This is a genomic window from Curvibacter sp. GW821-FHT09D12 (assembly GCF_059416245.1).
Genome location: NZ_JBWKOU010000004.1, coordinates 442586 through 465376, shown reverse-complemented (window position 1 = coordinate 465376; position 22791 = coordinate 442586). Strand labels below are relative to the sequence as shown.

The window sequence follows — 22791 nt, the reverse complement described above, 5'->3', positions numbered from 1 at the left end:
TGCCACCCGGCACCCGGGCTCGGGATCAGTCGTCGCGGCGCCGGATGGCCCAGGCCCCGGCCAGCACCGTGAAGGTGATCACAATGCCCACGATCACCGCAAAGCCATGGGGATGGTCGGCCAACGGAATGCCGCCCACGTTCATGCCCAGCAGGCCGGCCACCAGGTTGATGGGCAGGGCCAGCACGGTGACCATGGTCAGGGTGAACACGCTGCGGTTGGTCTGCTCGCCCACCTGGGCCTCGATTTCTTCCTGCAGCAGGCGGATGCGCTCTTGCAACTCGGCCGCGTCGCGGATCACCAGCGAGAACTCTTCGGTGGCCTGGCGCAGTTCCTCCAGGTCTTCGGGCGTGATCCAGGGCGGTGGGCGGCGCAGCAGGCGAAACAAGGCCCCTGGCTCGGGCGCCAGCAGTCGCTGCAGCCGCACCAGCACGCGACGCAGCTGGCCCAGCTCGGCCCGCTTGCGTTGCAGGCGGCCCAGCAGCAACTGGTCTTCCACATGGTCCACCTGCAGGGTGGCCTGGCGCACGATGCGCAGCAGCACATCGCCCTGGTCGTGCATGAGGCGGTTCAAGAAGGCCACCGACGAGCCGAACACATGGCCATCACGCACCGACTGGCGCAACACGTCGATGGTGCGCAACGGGTGCAGGCGCGCGGTCACGGCCAGGTGCGGGCCCACGTGCACCCACAGGGTCTCGATGTCGGAGGGGTCGAAAGAAAACTCGTAGGCCACATCGTTGACCACCGCCACCAGGGTGTCGTCGGCGTCTTCGATGCGGGTGGAGCGCGAGCCCTCGTGCAGGGCCTCAAAGAATTCGGGCACCACCGGCAGGTGCTTGCGGATCCAGGTCTCGGCCGCCGCATCGCTGAGCTTGAAATGCAGCCAGACAAATTCGCCCGGGGCACGCGGGCCGGGCGCGGCCAGCCATTCCAGGGCCTCGTCCAAACCCAGCTCTTGCCCACGGGCACCAGCCTCAAAGCGGTAGCCGCAGATCAGGCCGTTGCGCGAGGCGCTGTGGGGCGGCTTCATGGGGCGCCCCACCGGCGGCAGGCCCTGGCCCGTGCTGCCCATGCCATGGCTCAGTACACCTGGGGCACGATCATGTCGGCAGGCACGGGGTTGCGCAGGTAGTCTTCGTGGCGCTGGCGCTGGGGCAGCTCGATGGTGGGGTGCTGCACCTCTTCGTAGGGCATCTGGCTCAGCAGGTGGCTGATGCAATTGAGGCGGGCCTTCTTTTTGTCGTCGGCCTGCACGATCCACCAGGGCGCTTCGGGGATGTGGGTGCGCTCCAGCATGGTCTCTTTGGCCTTGGTGTAGTCCTCCCAGCGGCGGCGCGACTCCAGGTCCATGGGGCTGAGCTTCCATTGCTTGAGCGGGTCGTGGATGCGGCCCAGAAAGCGCAGGCGCTGCTCGTCGTCCGAGATCGAGAACCAGTACTTGATCAGCTGAATGCCCGAGCGCACCAGCATGCGTTCGAACTCGGGCGCCGAGCGGAAGAACTCTTCGTACTGGTCGTCATTGCAGAAGCCCATCACGCGCTCCACCCCGGCGCGGTTGTACCAGCTGCGGTCAAACAGCACCATCTCGCCCGCGGCCGGCAGGTGGGCCGTGTAGCGCTGAAAGTACCACTGGGTGCGCTCGCGGTCGTTGGGGGCCGGCAGGGCCGCCACTCGGCACACGCGCGGGTTCAGGCGCTGGGTGATGCGCTTGATCACGCCGCCCTTGCCGGCGGCGTCGCGCCCCTCGAACACGATCACCACCTTGTGGCCGCTGGCCACCACCCAGTCCTGCAGCTTGACCAGTTCGGCCTGCAGGCGGAACAGCTCGCGAAAGTACAGCCGGCGCAACTCGCGGTACTCGCTGGTCTGCACCGACTCGGCGCCGCCGGTGTACTGGTCGATGTCGCGGTCTTCGAGTTCGAGTTCAAGCTCTTCGTCGTAGCTGTCGTGGGCTTCCTGATGGATGCGGCGGATGAGTTCGTCGTCAGAGATCAAAGCGGGACCTTATGAAGCAAAGCCCCGATAACGTACCCACCCTGTGTGTCCGCTTCATGACAAAGCTGGCACAGCTCAGCCCCCTCAGCCCCCGTCAGCCCCCCTCAGCCCATTACCGCGTGGGCCACCTGCATGTAGAACGGCACCCCCAGCAGCACGTTGAGCGGAAAGGTCAGGCCCAGCGACAACCCGAAATACAGCGCCTGATTGGCTTCGGGCACGGCATAGCGCAGCACGGCCGGCACAGCGATGTACGAAGCGCTGCCCGCCAACACCATCAACAGGCCGGCATCGCCCGCCGGCAAACCGGCCAGCCAGGCCAGGCCCAGGCCCAGAAAGGCGTGGGTGAACGGCCCCAGCACGGCATACAACAGCACCCAGGACGATTGCCCGCGCAACTGGGGCAGTTGGCGCGCCGCGTTCAAGCCCATGTCGAGCATGAAGAAGGCCAGCATGCCCTTGAACAGATCGCCCGAGAAAGGTTGCATGGCGGCCTTGCCGGCATCGCCCGACACCAGGCCCACCACCATGGCCCCCAGCAACAGCAACTGGGCGCCATCGGTGAAAGACTCGTGCAGCAGGTGGCCGATGCGATGGCCCGGTGCCCCACCCTGGCCGCCCCAGCCCCCCGCGCTGAGGCTGGCGGTACCGCCCCCATTGAGCTGCACCGTGGCGGCGGTGCGGCCTTGGCGCAGGTGGTTGGCCATCAGCACGGCCAACACGATGGCCGGCGACTCCATCAAGGCCATGGCGGCGGCCATGTGGCCGCCATAGGGCAGGCCATTGCGCTCCAGGTAGGCCACGGCGGTGATGAAGGTCACCGCGCTGACCGAACCATAGGTGCTGGCCACGGCCAGGGCATCAAAGGGCTTCAGCAGGCGGCGCAACACCAGGTAGCCGAGCGCCGGCACGGCCAGGGCCAGCAGCACGGCACTGAGCAGGCTGGCCAGCACCTCGCCACTGAAGCCCGAGTGGGCCAGCGCGAAGCCGCCCTTCAGGCCCAAGGCCATCAGCAGGTAAAGCGACAGAAAACGCGACACCGCCGCCGGGATCTCCAGATTGGAGCGCACCAGGCCGGCCATCACCCCGAAGACAAAAAACAGAATGGCTGGATCCAACAGGTTTTGCATGAATGACTCCTCAATGCAGCGATGTTAGAAAAGCCAACCCATTAAGTAAAATCAGTTTTAAGGCCATCAACCATCGATAAAACCCTATGCATGTCAGCTTTCGGCAGCTTCAATTGTTCTTGGCCCTGGCCGAGCAGGGCAGCATCAGCGCCGCCGCCCGGGCCTGCCATGTGACCCAGCCCACGGTGTCGATGCAGCTCAAGGAGCTGAGCGAATCGCTGGGCCTGCCCTTGTACGAACAGGTGGGCAAACGCCTGTTTCTGACCCAGGCCGGCGAAGAGCTGGCGCGCAGCGCGCGCAACATGGTGGATGAGTGGAGCGGCCTGACCCAGCGCATCGACGCCATGAAAGGCCTGCAGCGCGGGCGCCTGCGCGTGTCGGTGGTGAGCACCGCCAAGTACTTTGTGCCGCGCATGCTGGGCGCCTTCTGCCAGCGCCACCCCGACATCGACATCGCCCTGCAGGTGCTGAACCGGGACGGCGTGCTGCAGCGCCTGCGCGACAACCTGGACGACCTGTGCATCATGTCGATGCCGCCCACCGACCTGGACATCGAACAGCAGGTGTTCATGCCCAACCCCCTGGTGGTGATTGCCCCGGCCTCGCACCGGCTGGCTGGCGTGAAACGGATCGAACTGAGCGAACTGGCCCACGAGCGCTTCATCTTGCGCGAGCGCGGCTCGGGCACCCGCCTGGCCGGCGACGCCCACCTGAGCCGGCTGGGCTTTCAGCCCCAGGTGCGGCTGGAGCTGGGCAGCAACGAGGCCATCATGCAGGCCGTGGCCGGCGGGCTGGGCCTGGCCCTGGTGTCGGAACACGCCCTGGGCGAACACCGGGTGGACGAGGCCCTGACCGTGCTGGACGTGAACGGCTTCCCGATGCACGCGCACTGGTACATGGTCTACCTGAAGGGCAAGCGCCTGTCGCCGCTGGCAGCCGCATTCCACAGCTACCTGGGCGCCCAGGCCGCGGCGCAGCGCGCCGCGCAAGCCGGTAGCGCGCCAGGCGCTGTGGCCGCAGGCGAGATTTCGTCGCCTTCTTGACGGTTCGGGCTGGCAAGTGTCACGCAAGACTGGTAATTTGAGACCGATAGCCGTTCAATTAACACCTTTAACCGCTCGTACCTCTGATGACCTTGAAACACATTCCCGATCCGACCGACACCCGCAGCCAGCGCATGGTTTACGCGCTCAAGCAATTGCTGCAGTTCAAGCCGGCCCAAGAACGCGAAATGGCCATCCATGTGCTGAGCGGCGTGGTCGTGACCCCGCTGGACGACCCCCAGCGCGAAGGCCACGGCCTGCTGAACCTGAGCTTTCCGGGCGGGCGCAGCGAAGCCGTGATGGGCGACGCCTACCTGAAGCTGCAGATGATCGAGCACTGCCGGCTCGAACGTGACGGCCTGGAGGGTGAAGGCCCGGTGGCCGCGCGTGTGCAAGACCTGGCCCAGAAGCTGGCCCAGATCTACGAACTGGGCTGAGCCCCGGCCGGCCCTGCCCGGCCCGCGCCCAACCGCATCCCCCCAACTGACCGGAGCCCGACCATGAGCCAGCCACTGTCAATCGACGACATGCTCAAGATGCCCAATACCTTGCTGTACGACCCGGTGAGTGAGGTGGGCGCCGCCTACGACGGCCTGCACCGCCTGATCACAGAAAAAGCCAGCCACGCACTGGTGCACTACGCCCTCAACGACGGCTATCAGGATGCCCCCTGGGACCCCGCCAAACACGACCCGAACGGCGACTGGAACCCCCTGCCCTCGTGGCTGCAAGGCGAGGCGCTGCACCGCTGCGTGCTGTACTGGATCAAGAGCGGTGACGAAACCGACGAAGACCTGCTGAAGATCCCCGCGGCTTGAAACGCCCGCGTGAAGTGACCGCGTGAGGTGACCGCGTGAAACGATCGATCGGCAGCCCGCTCAGGGCTTGCCGACCGCCACCGGGGCCATGGTGACCCGGGGCATGGGCTTGAAGTCTTCCAGAGCCGTGACGCTGAACCCCACCCGGCCGTTGTCCCAACCCCGGTTGGGCGTGAAGCCCACACGGGTGACACGGCCCAGGTTGCCGATCACCTTGGGCGGTACATCCACCAGGCGGTCGTAATCCACAAAGGCATAGGCCCGCCAGGTCATGCCGGCCTTGGGCAAGGGCTCGTTGGACAGGTTTTCGGCCACCCAGGCATCCTGCACCCAGCATTGGGGCCCGGGGCGGATGGGGTCGATGATCTCGGTGACCACCTGCATCTCATCGCGTTTTTCACGCTCTTCCTTGAGCGTGCGGGCCGTCGTGAAGCGGATCACACCATCCAGCACCAGCGTGCCGCGCGCATCGGGCCCGACCGGCGTGTTGGCATCACGGCACAGGCGCACCTGGCCCGACTCGCCCCGCGCCTGCACGCCACCGGCCGCCAACAGGGCCGACACACACACCACACCGATCAGAAACTTCATGGGAACCCCTCAGCGGCCTGGGCCTGCCCCCGTCTTGATCAGGGGCCCAGCCTGGCACATCGATTATTTGTAACTGGCTGGCATTTCATCACAAATCGCCCAGGCAGAGCCACCGCTGCAACGCCCAGGGCGGACTTGTTGCACATGAGCGGGGGAGAAATTTCAGGCCAGGCCCCAGCGCCTGCTCTCAGCCCCCGACCGGCCGCAGCCGGGCCGGTGACAGCATCTCGGCCGTCAAGCCAAACCCGGCCAGCCGCTCGGGCAAGGGCAGGCCCCGCGCCAGTGCCGCACAGGCCTCGCCCATGGCGGCCGAGGTTTGAATGCCATAGCCCCCCTGCGCCGCCACCCAGAAGAACCCCGGCAGCTGCGCATCAAAGCCGCCCACCAGATCGCCGTCGGCCACAAACGAGCGCAGCCCGGCCCAGGTGCGCGCCGGTCGGCGGATGCTCAGGGTGGTGGCCTCTTCGATGCGGTACAGCGCCAGGGCAATGTCCATCTCTTCGGGCTGCACGTCTTGCGGCGGCACCGGGTCGGCATTGGCCGGCGAGCCCAGCAACATGCCGGCATCGGGCTTGATGTACCAGTCTTCGCCGGCCCCGATCACCGCCGGCCAGGCCGCCACATGGGCACCCGCAGGCGCCGCAAAGGTAAAGGCCGAACGCCGGCGCGGCTCCAGCCCCAGGGGCTGCGCCCCCGCCAGGGCCCCCAGCACATCGGCCCAGGCGCCCGCGGCATTGAGCACCACCGGAGCCTGGTAGACCACGCCACTGGCGCGCACCTGCCACACCGAACCCACACGCTGCAACTGGTCCACCTCGGCGTTGCACACCAGCTGGCCGCCCGCCTGGCGCATGCTGCGCAGGTAGCCCTGGTGGATGGCGTGCACATCCATGTCGGCGGCATCGGGCTCGTAGACCGCACCCACCACCTGCTCGGGCCGCAGCGCGGGCACCATGGCACAGGCCTGCTCGGGGCTGAGCTGGCGCGCATTGGGCGCCATGGCCTGCAGCACCGCCCAATGCGCCGCCAGCTCAGCCTCTTGCCCCGGGGCCGCCACAAACAGCACGCCGCGCGGGCTGAGCAAGGGGTGCTCGCCAAACGCGGCCGGCGGCTGCTCAAAAAACGCCCGGCTGGCCAAGGTGAGCGCCCGCACCTGCGGCGTGCCATAGCTCTCCATGAACAAGGCCGCCGAGCGGCCGGTAGAGTGGTAGCCGGGCTGGTCTTCGCGCTCCAGCACGATCACCTTGCCATGCGGCGCCAGCCAATGCGCCACCGAGGCGCCCGCAATGCCGGCCCCCAGCACCAGAAAATCGGCATGCACCGGGGAGGAAGGGCTTGAGGACGATGAAGAAGTGGGGGTAGTCATGGCGCCCAGTCTAGGCATAAATTTGCATATACGCAAATTTTCAAGCCAAAGACAAGGCACAACGGCACCCACCGTGCACCACTAGCCCCTGGCAGAATCACCGCACAACCACCCCCACCCACCATGCCCGCCCCCGCACAACAAAACGCCCTGGACCGGGACACCTTTGGCCAACGCCTGCGCCAGGCCCGCAAACAAAAAGGCTGGACGCTGGCCCAGGTGGCAGAGCGATCGGGCGTGTCGATCACCACCATCTCGCGCGCCGAGCGCGGCCAACTGGCCCTGGGCTACGACAACTTTGCCGCCCTGGGCCAGGCCCTGCAGATGGACATGGGCTCGATGTTCTCAGACACCCAGCACCCGCCCCCCAGCCCCTTGCAACAAGGCCCCGTGCTGACCCGCGCCGGCCAGGGCGTGGTCTACCAGGGCCCCGCCTTTGCCTACGAGTTTCTGGGCACCCAGGCCGTGGGCAAAAAGATGATCCCCACCCTGGGCACCGTTCACGCCCGCCGCATCACCGGCCCGCAAGACTTTGCCCGCCACCCCGGCGAAGAGTTTGTCTACGTGCTCTCAGGCGCCATCGAAGTGCACTTTGAAGACGGCCAATGCCTGCCCCTGGGCCGCGGCGACTCGCTGTACTTCGACAGCCGCCTGGGCCACGCCTACATCAGCGTCAGCCGGCAACTGGCCAAGGTGATTGGGGTGGTGACGGATGAGAGTGGGTTGATGAGGGAGGCGCGGGGGGAGTGAGGGGCATTCGGCGCTCTCCACGGTGCTTTGAATCCCAGGCGACTCGGGGCAGAAGCCCTTTTGGAGAGACGCAGGAGGCGATTCCACCCGCTGCAGTGAGGCCGCCGGCATCCTGCTGGACAACGCCGCCGAAGGTACCTACCATTGATCATTACCATCAAGGAGCCCTTTATGGACACCGCACGCCTCTTTCAATCTGGCCGCAGCCAAGCCGTACGGCTCCCCAAGGCATACCGCTTCGCAGGCACCGAAGTCGTGGTAAAGCATTTTGGCAACGGGGTACTGCTGCTGCCCGCAGACGACCCCTGGCAAACCCTGCAAGCCGGGCTGGCCACGTTTGAGCCTGGCTTTGAACTTGTTCGGGAGCAGCCTGAAACCCAGCAGCGGGACGAGATTGGCCCATGATCCTGCTGGACACCAACATCTGTATCTACATCATCAACGCCAAGCCCCCTGCCGTATTGGCGCGTTTTCAGCAGTACCGCATGGGCGATGTCGGACTGTGCAGCGTGGTCGCGGCCGAACTGGCATTTGGTGTGGCCAAGAGCGGCTCGACCCGCAACCGCCAAGCGTTGGAGATGTTTTTGGCCCCACTCTCCATCCTGCCGTTTGACGACGCAGCGGTGTGGGCCTACGGCGATCTGCGTGCAGACCTCGAACGGCGTGGCACCCCCATTGGGGCGCTGGACACCATGATTGCCGCCCACGCCCTGAGCCAGCAGGCCCTGCTGGTCACCAACAACACCCGAGAATTTGCCAAAGTGCCAGGTCTGCAGCTAGACAACTGGGCCGCCGCCACCTGATTGTCAGATCGAGGTCGCCACAAGCCCCTCCGGGCACCGTGCAGGCCCGCCGCATCACCGGCCCGCAAGACTTTGCCCGCCACCCCGGCGAAGAGTTTGTGTACGTGCTCTCAGGCGCCATCGAGGTGCACTTTGAAGACGGCCAATGCCTGCCCCTGAACCGAGGCGACTCGCTGTACTTCGACAGCCGCCTGGGCCACGCCTACGTCAACGTGGGCCGGCGGCTGGCCAAGGTGATCGGGGTGGTGACGGATGAGAGCGGGTTGATGAGGGAGGCGCGGGTGGGGCAGAACCCAGCGCACCACGAGCACTGAAAGCTCGCAATATCGAGATTTTGGTAAGTTGCGAAAGCCACGGCGCGAGCCCAAACCGGGGATTGACAGCCCCAAAGCTGCGGACGCTCGATGCCGTCGTGATCTCCGGTGGGTTGGCCATAGGGCTATGAAACCGCTGCTGACTCCATTGCCATTTGCGAAATCAAACCCGCGTCCGCATTCAGTCAGGTGCAGCACTGCCATCGTCCGGTTGGGTGAGCCGCCGAATCGTCAAAGCGCAGCGCTGCTCAATCAAGACATTGATTTGCTCAACCACGGCGTTTCCGGCAAAACCGTGCCCAGAGTCAGACTGGAGCTTGCGTGCCATGGCTGGCAGCGACTTAGCCAACTCCAAAATGCGCCTTCTGGCCAGCGCTTTGGTCAGCCCGACGCTTTCAGCGAACCGCTCCCAATGCCTGGCCTGGATCTCGCTGAATTTGTATTTGCCTCCGATCTTCATCGCCATCTTGGGCGTCAGCGTTGGATATACCGCGGTCGAAAGTGTGTCGTAGAACGGTGCCAGAACAGGGGCCTTGCCTGAATACAGCAGCGAGAAGTTTTTGGCGTGCGCATCATGATTGCCGATCAACGCATTGAAAATCACGCAGTCGAGCAGTCGCAGGATCTGCGGCGCACTGGGCCGCGTCGCGCGGCGAACAAAATCAAAGCACTGGGCCAGATCCGGGCCCCCCTCATTCTGGTACTTCATCTCTGGCACCACCCCCAGTGCCTGGCAGAAATCCTCTTGATGAAGGCGTTGTCGGTACCCTTGGCCATCGATGAGTCGGTCGTAGCGCTCAACGAGCAGAAACGAGCGATCCAGCACCCGATGCACTTTTGATTTCGCTGGTTTGAGCTGCATGGCCTCAGCCAGTGCCATGCAGAATCCCTCGTTGATCACGCTATCTTGAACGGCGTGAATGGCGGGTTTCAGGATGTGAGAGCTGGGCGCGCCGCCCATCGGCAGCCCGATACGGGCACCATCAAAAACCACCGGCAGCTTGTCTTGGGCGCCAGCCAGTGAAAGTCGCAACCCGTCTTTGCCCGCCAGCATGGGGCGGCGAGGTAATTCATCCAGGATGGCAATGACTTCGTCGTCGCTCAGCCATTGAACGTCATCGTTACCCGTCGCCGCAGGCAAGGCCTGCCCGGGCTCAAGCAAGGTCACGGCTCCGGCGCACTCGCCGCCAATGTGGTCCAGCAAGGCAAAGTCGTTCTGGCCGGACACCCGTGCCGGGCAAGATCACCATATAGGCCAGCACCTCGAAGTCATTGGAGCCCGCGAACTCGCCCTTCATAGCGTGTGTGCCGCCCGGCGAAAACAGGCTGGCCACGGCGCGTTCTTCAGACTTGCCGACGATGGATGCCACGCTGGCGGACAACAGCTTTTGGGCGTGGCGCATGTCTTCGCCATACTTGGTGGCACGGTCGAATCGAGCGCAGGCAGAAGCGTCTGGAAGGTCGCGCCCCAAGGCCATGCGCTTGAGTCGGTCGAGCGTGGTTTTTGCCTGGGTGTAAGGCAGCAATACTATGCCTTCGTCACTGGCGTGCACCAAGTAGTGCGGGGCCAAGGGGTAGCTTGGGTCGATGGCCTTCTCGGCCGCAGCGTCTTCAGCGCGCAAGCAGAAGATCACGCCAGGTGGGATGTCCACATCGTTGCTCGTGGTAACGGCAAACGCACCCATGGGCAGGCCGCCGAGCTTGCCGGGGTGCAGTTTGTTGAACTCGGCCAAGTCGATGCGGAAGTCGGTCAGTGTCAGGTCGGTGATGGCTACGCCGCTGGAAAGGTCTTCCAAATCAATGACGCTGTCTTGCATCCTCAACAACTGGTTGCGGCGGTATTCCAGATCGTTCATCTGGTTGCCAGACTGTTGTTCGATGATGTTCTCTTCGCCAGTGGCTGAGATGTCCAAGAGCACCATGCGGCCACTAACGCGCTGCTCCAAGTTGATGTATTCCTCCAGCTCCATGTTGGGCCAGAAGTTCACCAGTTGAATGCAGGTGTTGCGCGAGCCGATGCGGTCAATGCGCCCGAACCGCTGGATGATGCGAACGGGGTTCCAGTGGATGTCGTAGTTCACCAGCCAGTCGCAGTCTTGAAGGTTCTGGCCTTCGCTGATGCAGTCGGTGGCTATCAGCAAGTCCAACTCGCCTTCGTGTGCCAAGTCTTGCGGGCGCTCCTTCGAGCGGGGGGAGAAGGCCGTCAAGATGCTGCTGAGGTCGCGGCGCAGTGGCAATGTCGATTGGTTGCGGCCCGAACCAGTGACCAAGGCACTTTCGATACCCAACTCAGACTTGGCCCAGCCAGACAGTTGCTCGTAGAGGTAAGTGGCCGTGTCTGCGAACGCGGTGAAGATGATGACCTTGCGGTTGCCCGCATTGATCGGGTTCCTGCACTTGTTGGCGATCAGGTCACGCAGGCGGAGCAGCTTGTCATCGCGCGCGGCGCTGACTTGTTCTGCAGCCGCATACAGGGTGGCAAGCCGGTTGCGGTCCTCGATGAGGTCTTGTTTCCAACGTACCAAGTCCACGTCACTGAGTAGCACCTTGACCTTACGGCCCACGAGCAAGGATTCAAAGGTGGGGTCGTCAACGTCCACATCGGCGATGTCAAGTTCTTCGATCTCTGCAGGGTGCGAATCGATGCGGGCCAAAGTGGCTTCCACATCTTCCAGCTGGCGATGTACCGTGAGTGCGAAAGACGAGACGGCGCTTTCCATGCGCTTAAGCACGTTGACGCGCAGCAGGTGAATCAAGCTCTCTTCACGGTCAACTTGCCGGAAAAAGCTTTCGCCACCGCGAATCTGGGTGCTGTACTTCTGGTCATAGGCCTCCTGCTTGTGTGGTAGCACGTAGCGCAGCGGAGCATATGCGGCAAGGTTGAGGCGGCGAATCTCAAGGTTGATTTCGCGGATGGATCGGAACTCGCCTGCGCGGTCCACGTCTGCCTTGATGTTGATGGGAGGCAGTCGATCCGGGAATCGGCCGGTTTCAGACGTGCCGTAGTACCGCTCGATGTGCCTGCGTGAACGGGCAATGGTCAGGTGGTCGAGCAAGGCGAAGTAATCGAAGCCCAGCATTTCGACCAATAGCGCGGGTGTCTTTTCTTCGTTGGGCAGCTCCAACCAGCGGTTGAAGGCCTTTTGTGCGCGGCGGGTGGTGCTGTCAATGCTGGCAATGCCGTGGTCAAACAAAGCGGTATCGTCGCCTTCTGTGACGAATGCAATCTGGTTCTTAAGGTCAGCCAGACGGTTGTTGACTGGGGTGGCTGACAGCATCAGCACACGGGTCTTCACGCCTTCGCGGATGATCTTGCGCATCAGGCGGTCATAGCGCGTTTCGGTGCCCTGGCGTGGGGATTTCTTATTGCGGAAGTTGTGGGATTCGTCGATGACCACCAGATCGTAATTGCCCCAGTTCACGTGGGACAGGTCGATGTCGCCTGACAAGCCGCCGTCTCGCGATAGGTCTGTGTGGTTTAGAACGTCGTAGTTAAAGCGGTCAGACGCCAGGACGTTGCGCTTGTCGTTGGCTTTATAGAGCGTCCAGTTATCGCGCAGGCGTTTGGGGCAGAGCACCAGCACGCGGTCATTGCGCAGCTCACAGTACTTGATGATGGCCAAGGCCTCGAAGGTCTTGCCCAGGCCAACACTGTCGGCAATGATGCAGCCGCCGAAGCGTTCCAGCTTATCGATGGCTCCGACCACGCCGTCACGCTGGAACTTGTACAACCTCTTCCAGACCACCGTGTTGCGGATGCCCGTGGCGGATTTGACGATGCGCTCTTCGTCCATACCTTCACCGTTAGAGGCAAAGAGATGCTGGAGCATGAGCGTGTAGACGCTGGTAGCATCCCGATGTGTGCTCAGCTCCTTGACCGATGCGATCAATGCGGTCTTGGCTTCGGGCTGGTCGTTGAGGGCTCCCCACTGAGTGTCGAACCATTGGCTCAGCATCTGGGCTTCTGCCGCGCTCTCGGAAGTCTGAATCAGGCTCAGCGGGTTGCCGGGCGTAATTCCAAGGCCTTCTGTGCTGAAGGCGAACGAGCCTAACACTGCTTGCTGTGCAGTACCTTGGTCATCGCGCAAGACCATGGTGCCTTGGGGAATGGCACCAGATGCATGCCGAACCTGTGCCTTGGCATCAAGCCAAGCAGCGAACTTACGGGCGAGCCACGGGGCCTGAAGCTTGTTGCGAGTGGCTCGGTCTGCCTTGCTGCCCAGCAGTTCCAGCTGTTCGTGAACACTGACCGAGCCTTCTTTGGGTCGATGCGCGGGAACGACCAAACGTGCATTGGCGAGGCGAGGCACGTCTGCGAGGATTTCGGCGAATGCGAACAGCGAGAAGGACGGCGACACCACATCCAATTGGTGGTTGGGCTTCAGCCAAGGGCGAACCAGGTCAACGACACGATCTGTGCCCGCATTACTGACGAACTTCATGTATCGATCCCCTCCCCGAAGCTTTTTACAACATTATCTGCGCCGAGCTACTCAATCATCCCGAGGGCAACGAAACTATTTGAGTGCGCCAACCGCATTGAATCCGAGTCAAAGAAAAACCGGGGATTCAACCACCTTCAGGACATATCGAATGACATGGGGTGTTTCGAGGAAAACATGCCGAGGACAAGGAGAACGATCACGGACAAATGCAGTAAAGCCAACCAGGCGGCCACGCAGTGATGCTGACACACACCGAATCGCCCCCATCGAGAGCAAACACAGGCCAAAAGAAAACGCCCGCCAAAGTGACAACTTTGGCGGGCGTTAGTGCATCTGGTGGAGCTGGGGGGAAGCGAACCCGCACCATCCACCCCAATAAAATCAATGACTTAGAGAGCTTTCTTGCACAAGACGGCACACCTGGACGGCACACCGCGACGGAAAGCCCGATCCTATCAGGTGCCGGTGTCATCTGCGGATTTGAACCCGCGTCCGCAACCTGAATCAGAGGTGCCGCGCAAGCTCATCAGCACGGCCCTTCCTCAGAACTGCTCGGGGCAGGTGTGGAGCGCTTAAGCGGTCTCCAACTCAGCGGGGTAACGCTTGAGGCGCTTAAGCACTCCGTCAGTCTTGACCCGATAGACAGCGAGGACACTGCTGACATTGCGCAGCACCACGTAGTCCTTTCCGGCCACCGTAGCCGGCCCGGACATGCTGGCCGGTTGCTCCGTGCCTCCAGTTTTCAAGTAAGCAGCAAATGCGCGACGTGTCAGGTCATCCATGTTTTTCTCCAATGTCAGCTTTAGAAGCTCATATTGTAGTGATCAGATTCTTATTTTGAGATCAGGCCAAGTGACATGCGCCGGTAGCCTGATCAGGGGTGCCGCGCAAGCTCAGAACGGCCTCACAACCGCCTGAACTGCTCGGGAAATGCTTGGGCACCGGGATGCCTCTTCAGGCGGTTTTGAGGGCTTCTGAGGCGCCCTGCCTGGCCCGGCGTGGCGCTCCTATAAGGTTCGCCAAAATTTCCCCAAAAATATTGAACGGTATCCCTTCGAGGGGTCGCGATTTTTCTAGGACTTCGATGTCTGAGGGGGGGGCTCATCCCGACCCGTTCACCTGGGCAACCTGGCGGAAGCCTGGTTGCCGGTGTCGTTCGTCATGGGGATGGTGTCATGCGGGCGCCGATGCGGCAGATTGGCAAGTCCGCTTCGCTGAAGCCGCTTGCGGCTTTGGCGCGGTCATGCCGTCTTGCCTCATGGCCTGTCTTTGGGTTGCGTCTCGACCTTGTGCATCAAGGCGAGCAGCGCGAGCCGTTGGCTTCGCTTCTTTCGTTTTGTATGCTCTGCTTCACCATGAAGTAGGTTACACATTCTGAAAGGTGAGTGCCCTTCCTCCTCATTATCAGAAGGTGCCCGCAAACCCGCATGAAACCTAGATTCTTGCAATTTCCGCGCACGCAAAAATGTTCCATTGCGCTCAGCGCGCCCAGGCCTTTGAAAGTTTCGCCAACCCAAGCCGAGCGGCTTCAGTCAGCGCCCGGTCTTGGACAACCGATGGCCGGTGTTCGTTGAGGCCCGGTCGGTATCGACCAACGGCCTTTGATGACCGGCGTCTGAACTGCCCTGGTGCGCCCAACTGGCGACCAGACCAGAAGCCGCGCTCATGGTTCAGCGCATGCGCAACCGCTGGGGGCAGATCGTCTCTGAGCTTCGCGAACCGGAACAACCGCGCCAGCGATCCGAACCCATCGGCGCACATCTGCTCGACCGATGACCAGGGCAGGCCCAAGCCCTGCAACGTCACCTCAAACCTTGCCCGCCACGCACTGGCCTTCAACTGCTCGGGTTGCCGGGTGAGTCGGCTCACTTGGTTGCTCACCTTGATGTAGGCGTGCGCCCTGACTGGCGGGTGCCTTGCCTTCTGAATGTCTGTCAGTTGCCAGCCGTCCGCAAGGCGGCGGCGCAGATCGCGCAGGCTCAAGCGGTCAGGGCTGAAGTCGGGGCCGTCCGTCACGGGCGCGTCTGCATTCAAGGCGAACGCGCCTTCACCTTGTCGGCGGTACAAGTGCCACGCGCCAGCGGGTTGAGCTTGCCAGAATCGGTACATATCGGCAGCAACCCGCGCCAGCTCGGGCACTGTGTTTTGACCATCGGCGCGGCTGACATCGAAGGCGACTTCGAGCAGGGATAAACGCCCGTGCCGCTGGTCACGCTGGACAAAGTGCGGGTCAGTAAGCATGCCTTTCACCTGGCTGGGCAGCGGGTCCTGGATACGGATGCTGAAGTGCCGCCCCGCCGCATCAAGCGGGGTCACATCGGCCTTGATGTCTGGGAACCGTTCGCGCACATGGCGGGCCTGTGTCGGTGCGACGGTGAAGACTTCGACGGTGAGGCAGTCAATAACAACTTGTTTGCTATACAATTTGTAGCGATACTTGTTTTGCCGCCGCTGGTCTTGTGCCTGCTGGCGGCATTTCTTTTAGTGGGTCGGGGCACGGTACACCGTGCGCCAGGTAGCCCCATCGTCATCTGACGCCTCGATCACTGCGAACTCGTCCATGTCAATCGGAGCGTAGGCTTCGTAGTCGTGCGCACTTGAGTGATGCTGATGCATCCATCCCGCATACCCGAACCGCATCCAACGCCCCGAGCCATCATCAGAGCCCGCAACAAGGTGAACCGCGCCAGCACCTGGCACCTGATCGGTGAAACGGGTGACTGGGCGAGGGGTGATTCTGCCGTCTTGAAGGTAGGTCTGCGCCTCACGGCGCGAGACATAGTGCCACTTCGGCGGCATGGCCTCGATGCGCGGTGCCTTTGGGGCTTTGCCGCCTTGAATGAGTTGCCAGGATGCCCCGTTGTCCTGGGTGACTTCGATCAGGCAATGGCGCACATCAATCGGTTTGTCAGCAACCAGATAAATGTTTCGCGTCCAGTAGTCCAGAACCTTCAAGTCTCTTGGAGGCAGGCCCCGCGCATCTCGCCAGACCTTTTCCAGCGTAGCCCCGAGCGTCAGGCTTTCCCACTTCGAAGTGTCGGGCTTCAGCAGGAGGATTGCAGGGTATCCGAGCCTGGCCCATTGACCATCGGCCTTTGCCACCTGGTGTGGGGCATTGACCAGGGTTGAACTCAAGTCTGTTGACGTGGTGAAGAAGGCCCATTCCGGTTCATGTCGGCGGGCCGCAATGTCGGCGGGCTGAGGGAGCAGAAAGCCGGATTCGACCAGGTCGCCCAATCGGCAAAGCGGGGTGTAGTGCCACGCCACAGCCCCATCAGGGAAGTCCGTTGCTGGCTTTGCTTGGGTGAAGTCAAAGCCTGCCGGGTTGTTCGCCGCGTTTTGATAGGCGAAGCACAGGGAGGCGACGGAATTTGCAGAAGGCAACATGAATCAGTCAGCAGTTACTTACTTTGAAGACGGCAAGGGAAGGTTCAAACCTTGCCTTGCTGCCCTCTATCAGTTGGGCAGGCGCGCCACGAAGTGATCCCCCTGTACCTCGTTGGCATCGCTGATCAAGATGAATTCCTTGCCGTGCTGGTCAACGCCGAACGTGACGCAAAAGCGGGGGCTGACCAGGTTCAGGCTTTGATCAAGGGCGTCTTCGAGGATGTCTGCGGCCTGGCTGAAAGTGATGCGCTGCAAGTGAAGGTTCTCCAATGATTGGGGCGGAATCGAACCCCGCCGCCCTGGTCGGGGATATGTGATCTCAGTGCGCCAGCGAATGACTGGGCAGCGCAAAGCCGATGGCCCGCCGTGCCCACGCGATGGGATGGCCGTTGCGGTCGAACTTCTGGACTCGCCAGCCCATGCCTGGGACCAGTGCCAGCGTCTTTGGCTTGATGCGAGTTGGCCCCGCCGTGGGCTCCAGCCGCTTAACCCGGAGAACGAATGTGGCAATGTCGGCTTGTGAGTACAGGGGCCGGAGGTGGCCCGTTCTGTCCACCTGGCGGGCGCAAGGCATGAGCTTCAAACCCCTGAAGGTCTGATGCCCGCGAATGCAGTCAGCCAGAAAATCACCCCATGCCCTCAAGGGGCCGAGCTTGGCAAACAGGATGACCGCGGCCTCTTGCGCGGTGACGGTTTGGGTATCGACTCGCATGCTCAACCCCCCTTCGCCAGGAACAGGTGAAGCCCGCCCTTCAGGCGGTTCTCAATGCACACGAACGCCCCGCCGCCAAAGCTCTTAGCCCGGCGGCCAACGATCAGCGTGAAGCCCTCGAAGCTGTCATCCCTGCTGACGATTTCCGCGCCCTCAAGCTCAGCGGCAAGGGTTTCGTCATTCAGGCGGTGATACCCATCGCCGATGATAGGGTGCCACTCGGGAAGCTCTGCGGGGCCTGATACGGCCTCACCCGCCAGCGCCTGGAACTGCTCAGCCATGAGCGCATCAGCAAGGGCAAGGCGGATTGCCGCCGTCTTGCTCATTGCACCAGGCCTTGCCTCGATTGCCTGAGCGGCCCACTGGGGCCATGTCATGTTCGCCCTGGTGGCAACCAAGTCGATTGCCGCCCAAGTCTCACTATCGAACCGAAAGGACGTGCGCCCGGTGCCGCCGATGACCGCCGCCCTGGTCTTCAGGACTTGCTCAGCGACGTCTGCAAGCACTTCAGTCCGCTGCTCAGAAGGTGTCTGTTTGTTCATGTCAGCATTAGAGCATAACAAAGCATAATTGTAAATGCTTTTTTATGTTTCGAGGTATACTGTGTCAACTCTAAACGGTCGTATAGACCTGACACACCGGAGCAACCGCACATGAAACAAGTCATCTCTTACCGCCGCGTCAGCACTGACAAACAAGAGCGCTCAGGCCTGGGCCTTGAGGGACAGGCGCAATCAATCACCCGCTTTGCTGAGGCTGAGGGGTTTGAACTGGTGGCCGACTACCAGGACGCAGCCAGCGGGGGCGCCCCACTTGAAGAGCGCCAGGGGCTCAAGGCCGCGCTTGCACACGCAGCCAAGCTCAAGTGCCCAGTGATCGTGTCAAAACTGGACCGGCTGAGCCGCGATGTGGCATTCATCAGCGGCCTGATGGCAAAGGGTGTGCCGTTTATCGTGGCAGAGCTTGGGGCCGACGTGGACAGCTTTGTTCTGCACTTGTATGCCGCTCTGAGCGAAAAGGAGCGCCGCCTTATTGGTCAGCGCACCCGCGATGCGCTGGCGGTTAAACGCGCTAGCGGCGTGAAGCTGGGCAACGCGACAAACCTCAAAGAGGCTCAGGCCGAAGGGAATCGAAGAATGATTGCGGCCTCTCGGGCATTCTCCGAGAAAGCCGCGCCATTGATTCGCCACCTCCAGGCAACCGGCATGAGCATGAACCGGATTGCTCAAGAGTTGAACAACAATGGAATGCCCACCATGCGCGGAGGGAAATGGACAGCAAAGGCAGTTATTCGAGTTATCGAAAAATCAAACTAATAGCTCAGACAACAAGGTCATTCAGCTTTCTTCTTCAAGGAGTTCAAAAACGCCTTCGCATAATCACCATCAATTCTAAACGTCATATAGTCACCATTACCCTCCACTTTAAACTCAACCTCTTTCTTCTTGGAATATCTTACAAGGTCAGCCTCAGTGACGTTCAAGCCAAAGACCTCATTGTACAAACACTCTCCACCCCCACGGCAAGACTCGACATTTCTATCAATACCTGAAAAACCCAAAAGACGTCCGCCATCATCATACCCACGAGAATATCTAATATATCTACTCGAAGTGTAGTGGGTATCGACATAAATTTGAATCCATTTTAGGCGCCCACCTGCCTTAGTGGCACGCAAAAGTATCTCATGCCAATAATAATTTCCCGGCCTCATCACTCGAATAGACGATCCTGTGTATTTCGTCTCTTGCTTAAATTTATCGAACTCAACATCAATCCCCGCCTCATAGTCCGACACAGACTCAGCTAGAGCCGATACGCTAGCGCAAAGAACAAAAAAACCAAAAAAAGCAGAAAACAAAGCCCTCATTTAGCTACCCTCCTATATCGAGACTCAACAAACGAAACATCTTCAATAGCCGGTATCAGCGCCAGCACCTCAGCATCAAGCACAAAGGCATCAACAGTCGGTTTTCGCTTGGTTGCATCTCTCCGGTTCCAGTAAACCTGCCCGGTTATCAATTTAGCTTCATGCCCTACAATTGGCGCCACGGTGTGTTCTGACACCCCGCCATCAAGCAGCGTGGTAATGAACTGGTGTCGGAACGAATGGAAAACAGTCTCTTGTTTTTCAACAAGTCCCACCTTCTTTCTAAAGCGCTGAAACCAGTTAGAGGCCGCATGACCTGGCCCATCCCGCCGAGTGCGGCTCAGCTCAGGGAACAAATGCACCTGGCGCTTTGCCCTCATCTGCTCAACATAGCGAAGCAGGCCCAAACGGATCAACTCCGGGTGTATGGGCACCAGGCGCTTTGCGTTGCGGGTCTTCAGCCTCTTCCCTCTCTTGGAATTATCGGACCCATCATCAAGGTCATCAGGGGCGTCGATGTCGTTTATGTCAATGCAGGGTATGCCATCAACCTCGACAAAGTCAGCCAGGTCTAATTGACACAACTCGCCAAGCCGAGCCCCTGTGAATAAAGCTAACGGAATGAGCCAATAGCTATAGACTGAATCAAATTTTCGATTCACAAAAGACTTGTGGCCAAATAGCTTTTTCAGCTCGTCAGAGGTGAAAGGCCTTCTTTCCGCCGACACAGATTCAGCCTGAGAAAAACCGGCGAAGGGGTTGGAATCAATCCCCCACTTCCTTTTCTCTTCTAAAGCCCACTTAAATATACCGCTGAGAACAACCATCTTCCCCGAGATGGTCACTTCAGACTGAGGCTTTGGAGCAGGTTTAATGCTCAGAATCTCATTGATTGTCTTGTCTCGATAGGCAGGAGACTTGTTGATGTTAGGAGGCAGCCTCTTCAGAAGTCTGAAATACTCCCCAGTCACCTCTCGGTCGATGGCACCTATCCGCACATCCCCCATTACCCGAATAAACAGCTCAATGTCTTTACGGTACTTCTCTTGGGCTTTCTCAGAAGGCGGTTTCTTTCGCCCACCATCGGCACGATGATTGAGACCATTCAGGTACGCCTTACCAAGCTCTGAAAATAGACAGGTACGCTCAGGCGACCACGGAAAGATAAGCCTCTCTTCAAGCTCAATCCGGCCTTTGAGCTGGCCTTTTTCATGCGCGATCTTCAAGGCTTTACTTGCCGTCTCTTTGGGCACCGCCTGTGATAGCTGCTCACGAAGCTCATTTATTTCTTCGTTGAGCAGTTCAACCTTCTTGCGTAGCGCTGAGCTTCTGAATATCTCTTCTCGCCATTTGATGAAATAGTCATCAGGCGCTGTCTGATCCTGGTCGGCCATATGCCGCAACTCTCCCAACAAGCGCGGCCAATCAGCCGCCAAAAATCTTGCAAGGATTATGGCGGCACTTCTGACCTCGGTTTGTAGGCTAAGACGAACTTCTGACCGCTTTGCGACATGGCGCAAGGGAGCCGGTAGCGCGGCACGAAAGCACCAGGCGCTACCGTGGCGGTTGCGTTGTAGATGGGCTGGAGTCCAGACCGGCATGAGGCGACCTCTCAAGCGCGGCACACCTGGACGGCACACCGCGACGGAATCGCTCGCTAGTCAGAGAGAAAAAACCAAGTCGAATCAACGACTTAGTGAGGGATATGGTGGAGCTGGGGGGATTTGAACCCCCGTCCGCAAGCCTTCTTCGAACAGTTCTACATGTTTAGCGATCTGATTTGAGTCTCACACCCTGTACCGCGCAGTCGCACGCTGTACAAGACGCCAGCACCCTACTTTCTCGCCCCATGCCAAGGTACCCGACACAGAGCCAGCCAATGAAAATTACCCCACAGCCTGGACGCCTTGCGGCACCCTTGCCCAGCCCATTGGCCGACTGTTGTGAGGCTCACCGGTGTTTAAGCGGCGAGTGCGAAACGTTCGTCGTTTGCAGTTAGTTTTTTTCAGCTGTTTAACGAGGTGACTGAACCTCGACATGCCCTGCTGCGCGTCCGAACCCACGTCGAAACCAGTGCAGCCCCAGAGTTCTCTATTTTAGGCTGCGGGCAGCCATTGCAAGAGCTCGAGCGGAGATTTAATTTCGGCGTGGGCGCCCCACTGGGCGGTGTCGATGCGCTGGCCCAGGTAGCCGTAGCAGGCGGCCACGGTGCCCATGCCGGCGGCCAGGCCGGCGATGATGTCGCGCTCGTCGTCACCCACGTACAGGCATTTTTCGGGGGGCACGCCCAGGCGGCGGGCGGCCTCGAACAGGGGCTCGGGGTGGGGTTTGGCGTGGGGGGTGGTGTCGCCGCTGACGATGGCCGAGGCGGTGCTGAACAGCGGCATGGCGCGGGTGAGCGGCTCAGTAAAGCGGGCCGACTTGTTGGTGACCACGCCCCAAAGCAGTTGGCGGCCCACCAGTTGGGCCAGCAGCTCGGGCACGCCATCAAAGATGGTGGTGGCCTGGGTCAGGCGGCTTTCGTAGTTTTGAAAGAACTCTTCGCGCAGGGCGGCAAAGTCGGGGTGGTCGGGGGTCACGCCAAAGGCCTCGCCCAGCATGCCGCGAGCCCCGGCGCCGGCCATGGGGCGGTAGCGCTCGTAGGGCAGCGAGGGCAGGCCGCGGGCCAGGCGCATCTGGTCGGCGGCGGCGCCCAGGTCGGGGGCGCTGTCGATCAGGGTGCCGTCCAGGTCAAACAGAACGGCTTGGAGGGTGGGGTCAAACAACATGCAGGAGGCCTTCTTCTGCTTCAGGCGGCGGCGGAGCGGCGGGTCGAGACCATGTAGTTCACGCTGGTGTCGTCGTTCAGCCAGTACCGGCGGGTGAGCGGGTTGTAGCCCAGGCCGCGGGTTTGCTGCCAATCAAGGCCGGCGGCACGCGAGTAGGCGGCCAGCTCGCTGGGGCGCACCAACTTGGCGTATTCGTGGGTGCCGCGGGGCAGCAGGTTCAGCACGTATTCGGCGCCCACGATGGCCAGCAAAAAGGCCTTGGCATTGCGGTTGATGCTGGAGAAGAACACATGCCCGCCGGGCTTGACCAGGGTGGCGCAGGCTTGCACAACCGAAGCGGGGTCGGGTACGTGCTCAAGCATTTCCATGCAGGTGACCACGTCAAACTGGCCGGGTTGCTCCAGGGCCAGGGCTTCGGCGCTGATTTCTCGGTATTGCACGCCGGTGGTGCCAGCTTCGAGTGCGTGCAATTGGGCCACGCGCAGCGCCTTCGAGGCGAGGTCGATGCCCAGCACGTCGGCGCCTTTGCGGGCCATCGAATCCGACAGAATGCCGCCGCCGCAGCCGATGTCGACCACCTTGCGCCCGACCAGCGGGGCCTGGGCGTTGATCCAGTCCAGGCGCAGCGGGTTGAGCTGGTGCAGGGGGCGAAACTCGCTCTCGGGGTCCCACCAGCGGTGGGCCAGATCTGAAAACTTGGCCAGTTCGGCCGGGTCGGCATTGAGGGTGGGCGCGGAGGTCTGTGCTTCAGTCATGGGGCAATTGTGATTCAAGCAGACATAAAAAAAGCCCCGTT

23 protein-coding genes, 1 other RNA gene and 1 pseudogene are annotated in these 22791 nt (G+C 61.3%); 8 read left to right on the top strand and 17 right to left on the bottom strand.

Annotated elements, in window-relative coordinates; translation table 11 throughout:
• Nucleotides 1–25 precede the first annotated feature (25 nt).
• From AC07PT_RS09340 to AC07PT_RS09330, 3 genes are all read right to left on the bottom strand, one after another.
• The gene (locus AC07PT_RS09340; RefSeq protein WP_492347067.1) at nt 26–1033 is read right to left on the bottom strand and encodes a transporter; all 1008 of its coding nucleotides are present in this window, start codon (nt 1031–1033) and stop codon (nt 26–28) included.
• 50 nt (nt 1034–1083) lie between these two features.
• A complete protein-coding gene (gene ppk2 / locus AC07PT_RS09335; RefSeq protein ID WP_494656529.1) occupies nt 1084–1995 on the bottom strand; it encodes a polyphosphate kinase 2 in 912 nt (303 codons plus the stop codon).
• 107 nt (nt 1996–2102) lie between these two features.
• Complete coding sequence (locus tag AC07PT_RS09330) at nt 2103–3128, bottom strand: sodium-dependent bicarbonate transport family permease (RefSeq protein WP_494656513.1); 1026 nt, start codon at nt 3126–3128, stop codon at nt 2103–2105.
• Nucleotides 3129–3214: 86 nt separating this feature from the next.
• On the opposite strand from AC07PT_RS09330, the gene AC07PT_RS09325 reads away from it, so the two are divergent.
• The 3 genes from AC07PT_RS09325 to AC07PT_RS09315 all read left to right on the top strand — a co-directional run bounded on the left by AC07PT_RS09325 (nt 3215) and on the right by AC07PT_RS09315 (nt 4989).
• A complete protein-coding gene (locus AC07PT_RS09325) occupies nt 3215–4171 on the top strand; it encodes a LysR family transcriptional regulator (RefSeq protein WP_492347038.1) in 957 nt (318 codons plus the stop codon).
• Between the two features lie 86 nt (nt 4172–4257).
• The gene (locus AC07PT_RS09320; protein WP_492347037.1) at nt 4258–4608 is read left to right on the top strand and encodes a hypothetical protein; all 351 of its coding nucleotides are present in this window, start codon (nt 4258–4260) and stop codon (nt 4606–4608) included.
• A gap of 63 nt (nt 4609–4671) precedes the next feature.
• On the top strand, nt 4672–4989 hold the full coding sequence (locus AC07PT_RS09315) for a hypothetical protein (protein ID WP_492347036.1): 318 nt from the start codon (nt 4672–4674) through the stop codon (nt 4987–4989).
• Nucleotides 4990–5049: 60 nt separating this feature from the next.
• Here AC07PT_RS09315 and AC07PT_RS09310 read toward each other — a convergent pair whose 3' ends face one another.
• Nucleotides 5050–5580, bottom strand: coding sequence for a hypothetical protein (locus AC07PT_RS09310; RefSeq protein ID WP_492347035.1), 531 nt, complete (start codon nt 5578–5580; stop codon nt 5050–5052).
• Nucleotides 5581–5767: 187 nt separating this feature from the next.
• Complete coding sequence (locus AC07PT_RS09305) at nt 5768–6946, bottom strand: NAD(P)/FAD-dependent oxidoreductase (RefSeq protein WP_494656512.1); 1179 nt, start codon at nt 6944–6946, stop codon at nt 5768–5770.
• Between the two features lie 123 nt (nt 6947–7069).
• On the opposite strand from AC07PT_RS09305, the gene AC07PT_RS09300 reads away from it, so the two are divergent.
• From AC07PT_RS09300 to AC07PT_RS09285, 4 genes and pseudogenes are all read left to right on the top strand, one after another.
• A complete protein-coding gene (locus AC07PT_RS09300) occupies nt 7070–7696 on the top strand; it encodes a helix-turn-helix domain-containing protein (RefSeq protein WP_494656511.1) in 627 nt (208 codons plus the stop codon).
• A 171-nt stretch (nt 7697–7867) separates the two neighbouring features.
• Nucleotides 7868–8101 (top strand): antitoxin, encoded by a 234-nt coding sequence (locus tag AC07PT_RS09295; protein WP_492347032.1) that lies wholly within the window; start codon nt 7868–7870, stop codon nt 8099–8101.
• Nucleotides 8098–8499, top strand: a complete 402-nt coding sequence (gene vapC / locus AC07PT_RS09290; protein WP_492347031.1) for a type II toxin-antitoxin system tRNA(fMet)-specific endonuclease VapC — start codon at nt 8098–8100, stop codon at nt 8497–8499. The genes AC07PT_RS09295 and vapC overlap by 4 nt, the downstream gene beginning before the upstream one ends.
• Before the next feature lie 32 nt (nt 8500–8531).
• Nucleotides 8532–8813 (top strand): annotated as a pseudogene (locus AC07PT_RS09285) (cupin domain-containing protein); the annotation flags it as partial.
• A gap of 181 nt (nt 8814–8994) precedes the next feature.
• On the opposite strand, the gene AC07PT_RS09280 reads toward AC07PT_RS09285, so the two are convergent.
• From AC07PT_RS09280 to AC07PT_RS09250, 7 genes are all read right to left on the bottom strand, one after another.
• Nucleotides 8995–10017 carry a type II toxin-antitoxin system HipA family toxin gene (locus AC07PT_RS09280; RefSeq protein WP_494656510.1) on the bottom strand — a complete coding sequence of 341 codons (1023 nt, stop codon included), beginning with the start codon at nt 10015–10017 and terminating at the stop codon, nt 8995–8997.
• Nucleotides 9968–13255, bottom strand: coding sequence for a helicase-related protein (locus tag AC07PT_RS09275; protein ID WP_494656509.1), 3288 nt, complete (start codon nt 13253–13255; stop codon nt 9968–9970). The genes AC07PT_RS09280 and AC07PT_RS09275 overlap by 50 nt, the downstream gene beginning before the upstream one ends.
• Nucleotides 13256–13830: 575 nt before the next feature.
• The gene (locus AC07PT_RS09270; RefSeq protein ID WP_494656508.1) at nt 13831–14040 is read right to left on the bottom strand and encodes a hypothetical protein; all 210 of its coding nucleotides are present in this window, start codon (nt 14038–14040) and stop codon (nt 13831–13833) included.
• Between the two features lie 697 nt (nt 14041–14737).
• On the bottom strand, nt 14738–15682 hold the full coding sequence (locus AC07PT_RS09265; RefSeq protein WP_494656507.1) for a hypothetical protein: 945 nt from the start codon (nt 15680–15682) through the stop codon (nt 14738–14740).
• A gap of 57 nt (nt 15683–15739) precedes the next feature.
• Nucleotides 15740–16645, bottom strand: coding sequence for a hypothetical protein (locus AC07PT_RS09260; RefSeq protein ID WP_494656506.1), 906 nt, complete (start codon nt 16643–16645; stop codon nt 15740–15742).
• 69 nt (nt 16646–16714) lie between these two features.
• On the bottom strand, nt 16715–16900 hold the full coding sequence (locus AC07PT_RS09255) for a hypothetical protein (RefSeq protein WP_494656505.1): 186 nt from the start codon (nt 16898–16900) through the stop codon (nt 16715–16717).
• A 459-nt stretch (nt 16901–17359) separates the two neighbouring features.
• Complete coding sequence (locus tag AC07PT_RS09250; RefSeq protein WP_494656504.1) at nt 17360–17899, bottom strand: hypothetical protein; 540 nt, start codon at nt 17897–17899, stop codon at nt 17360–17362.
• 111 nt (nt 17900–18010) lie between these two features.
• On the opposite strand from AC07PT_RS09250, the gene AC07PT_RS09245 reads away from it, so the two are divergent.
• Nucleotides 18011–18673 (top strand): recombinase family protein, encoded by a 663-nt coding sequence (locus AC07PT_RS09245; RefSeq protein WP_494656503.1) that lies wholly within the window; start codon nt 18011–18013, stop codon nt 18671–18673.
• Between the two features lie 17 nt (nt 18674–18690).
• Here AC07PT_RS09245 and AC07PT_RS09240 read toward each other — a convergent pair whose 3' ends face one another.
• The 5 genes from AC07PT_RS09240 to ubiG form a co-directional block, all read right to left on the bottom strand.
• On the bottom strand, nt 18691–19227 hold the full coding sequence (locus AC07PT_RS09240) for a hypothetical protein (RefSeq protein ID WP_494656502.1): 537 nt from the start codon (nt 19225–19227) through the stop codon (nt 18691–18693).
• On the bottom strand, nt 19224–20828 hold the full coding sequence (locus AC07PT_RS09235) for a tyrosine-type recombinase/integrase (protein WP_494656501.1): 1605 nt from the start codon (nt 20826–20828) through the stop codon (nt 19224–19226). Before AC07PT_RS09235 ends, AC07PT_RS09240 begins: the two co-directional genes overlap by 4 nt.
• A 105-nt stretch (nt 20829–20933) precedes the next feature.
• Nucleotides 20934–21310, bottom strand: a transfer-messenger RNA (tmRNA) gene (ssrA, locus tag AC07PT_RS09230).
• Nucleotides 21311–21323: 13 nt separating this feature from the next.
• Nucleotides 21324–21995 (bottom strand): HAD family hydrolase, encoded by a 672-nt coding sequence (locus AC07PT_RS09225; RefSeq protein ID WP_494656500.1) that lies wholly within the window; start codon nt 21993–21995, stop codon nt 21324–21326.
• A gap of 20 nt (nt 21996–22015) precedes the next feature.
• Nucleotides 22016–22750, bottom strand: coding sequence for a bifunctional 2-polyprenyl-6-hydroxyphenol methylase/3-demethylubiquinol 3-O-methyltransferase UbiG (gene ubiG / locus AC07PT_RS09220; RefSeq protein ID WP_494656499.1), 735 nt, complete (start codon nt 22748–22750; stop codon nt 22016–22018).
• Nucleotides 22751–22791 lie beyond the last annotated feature (41 nt).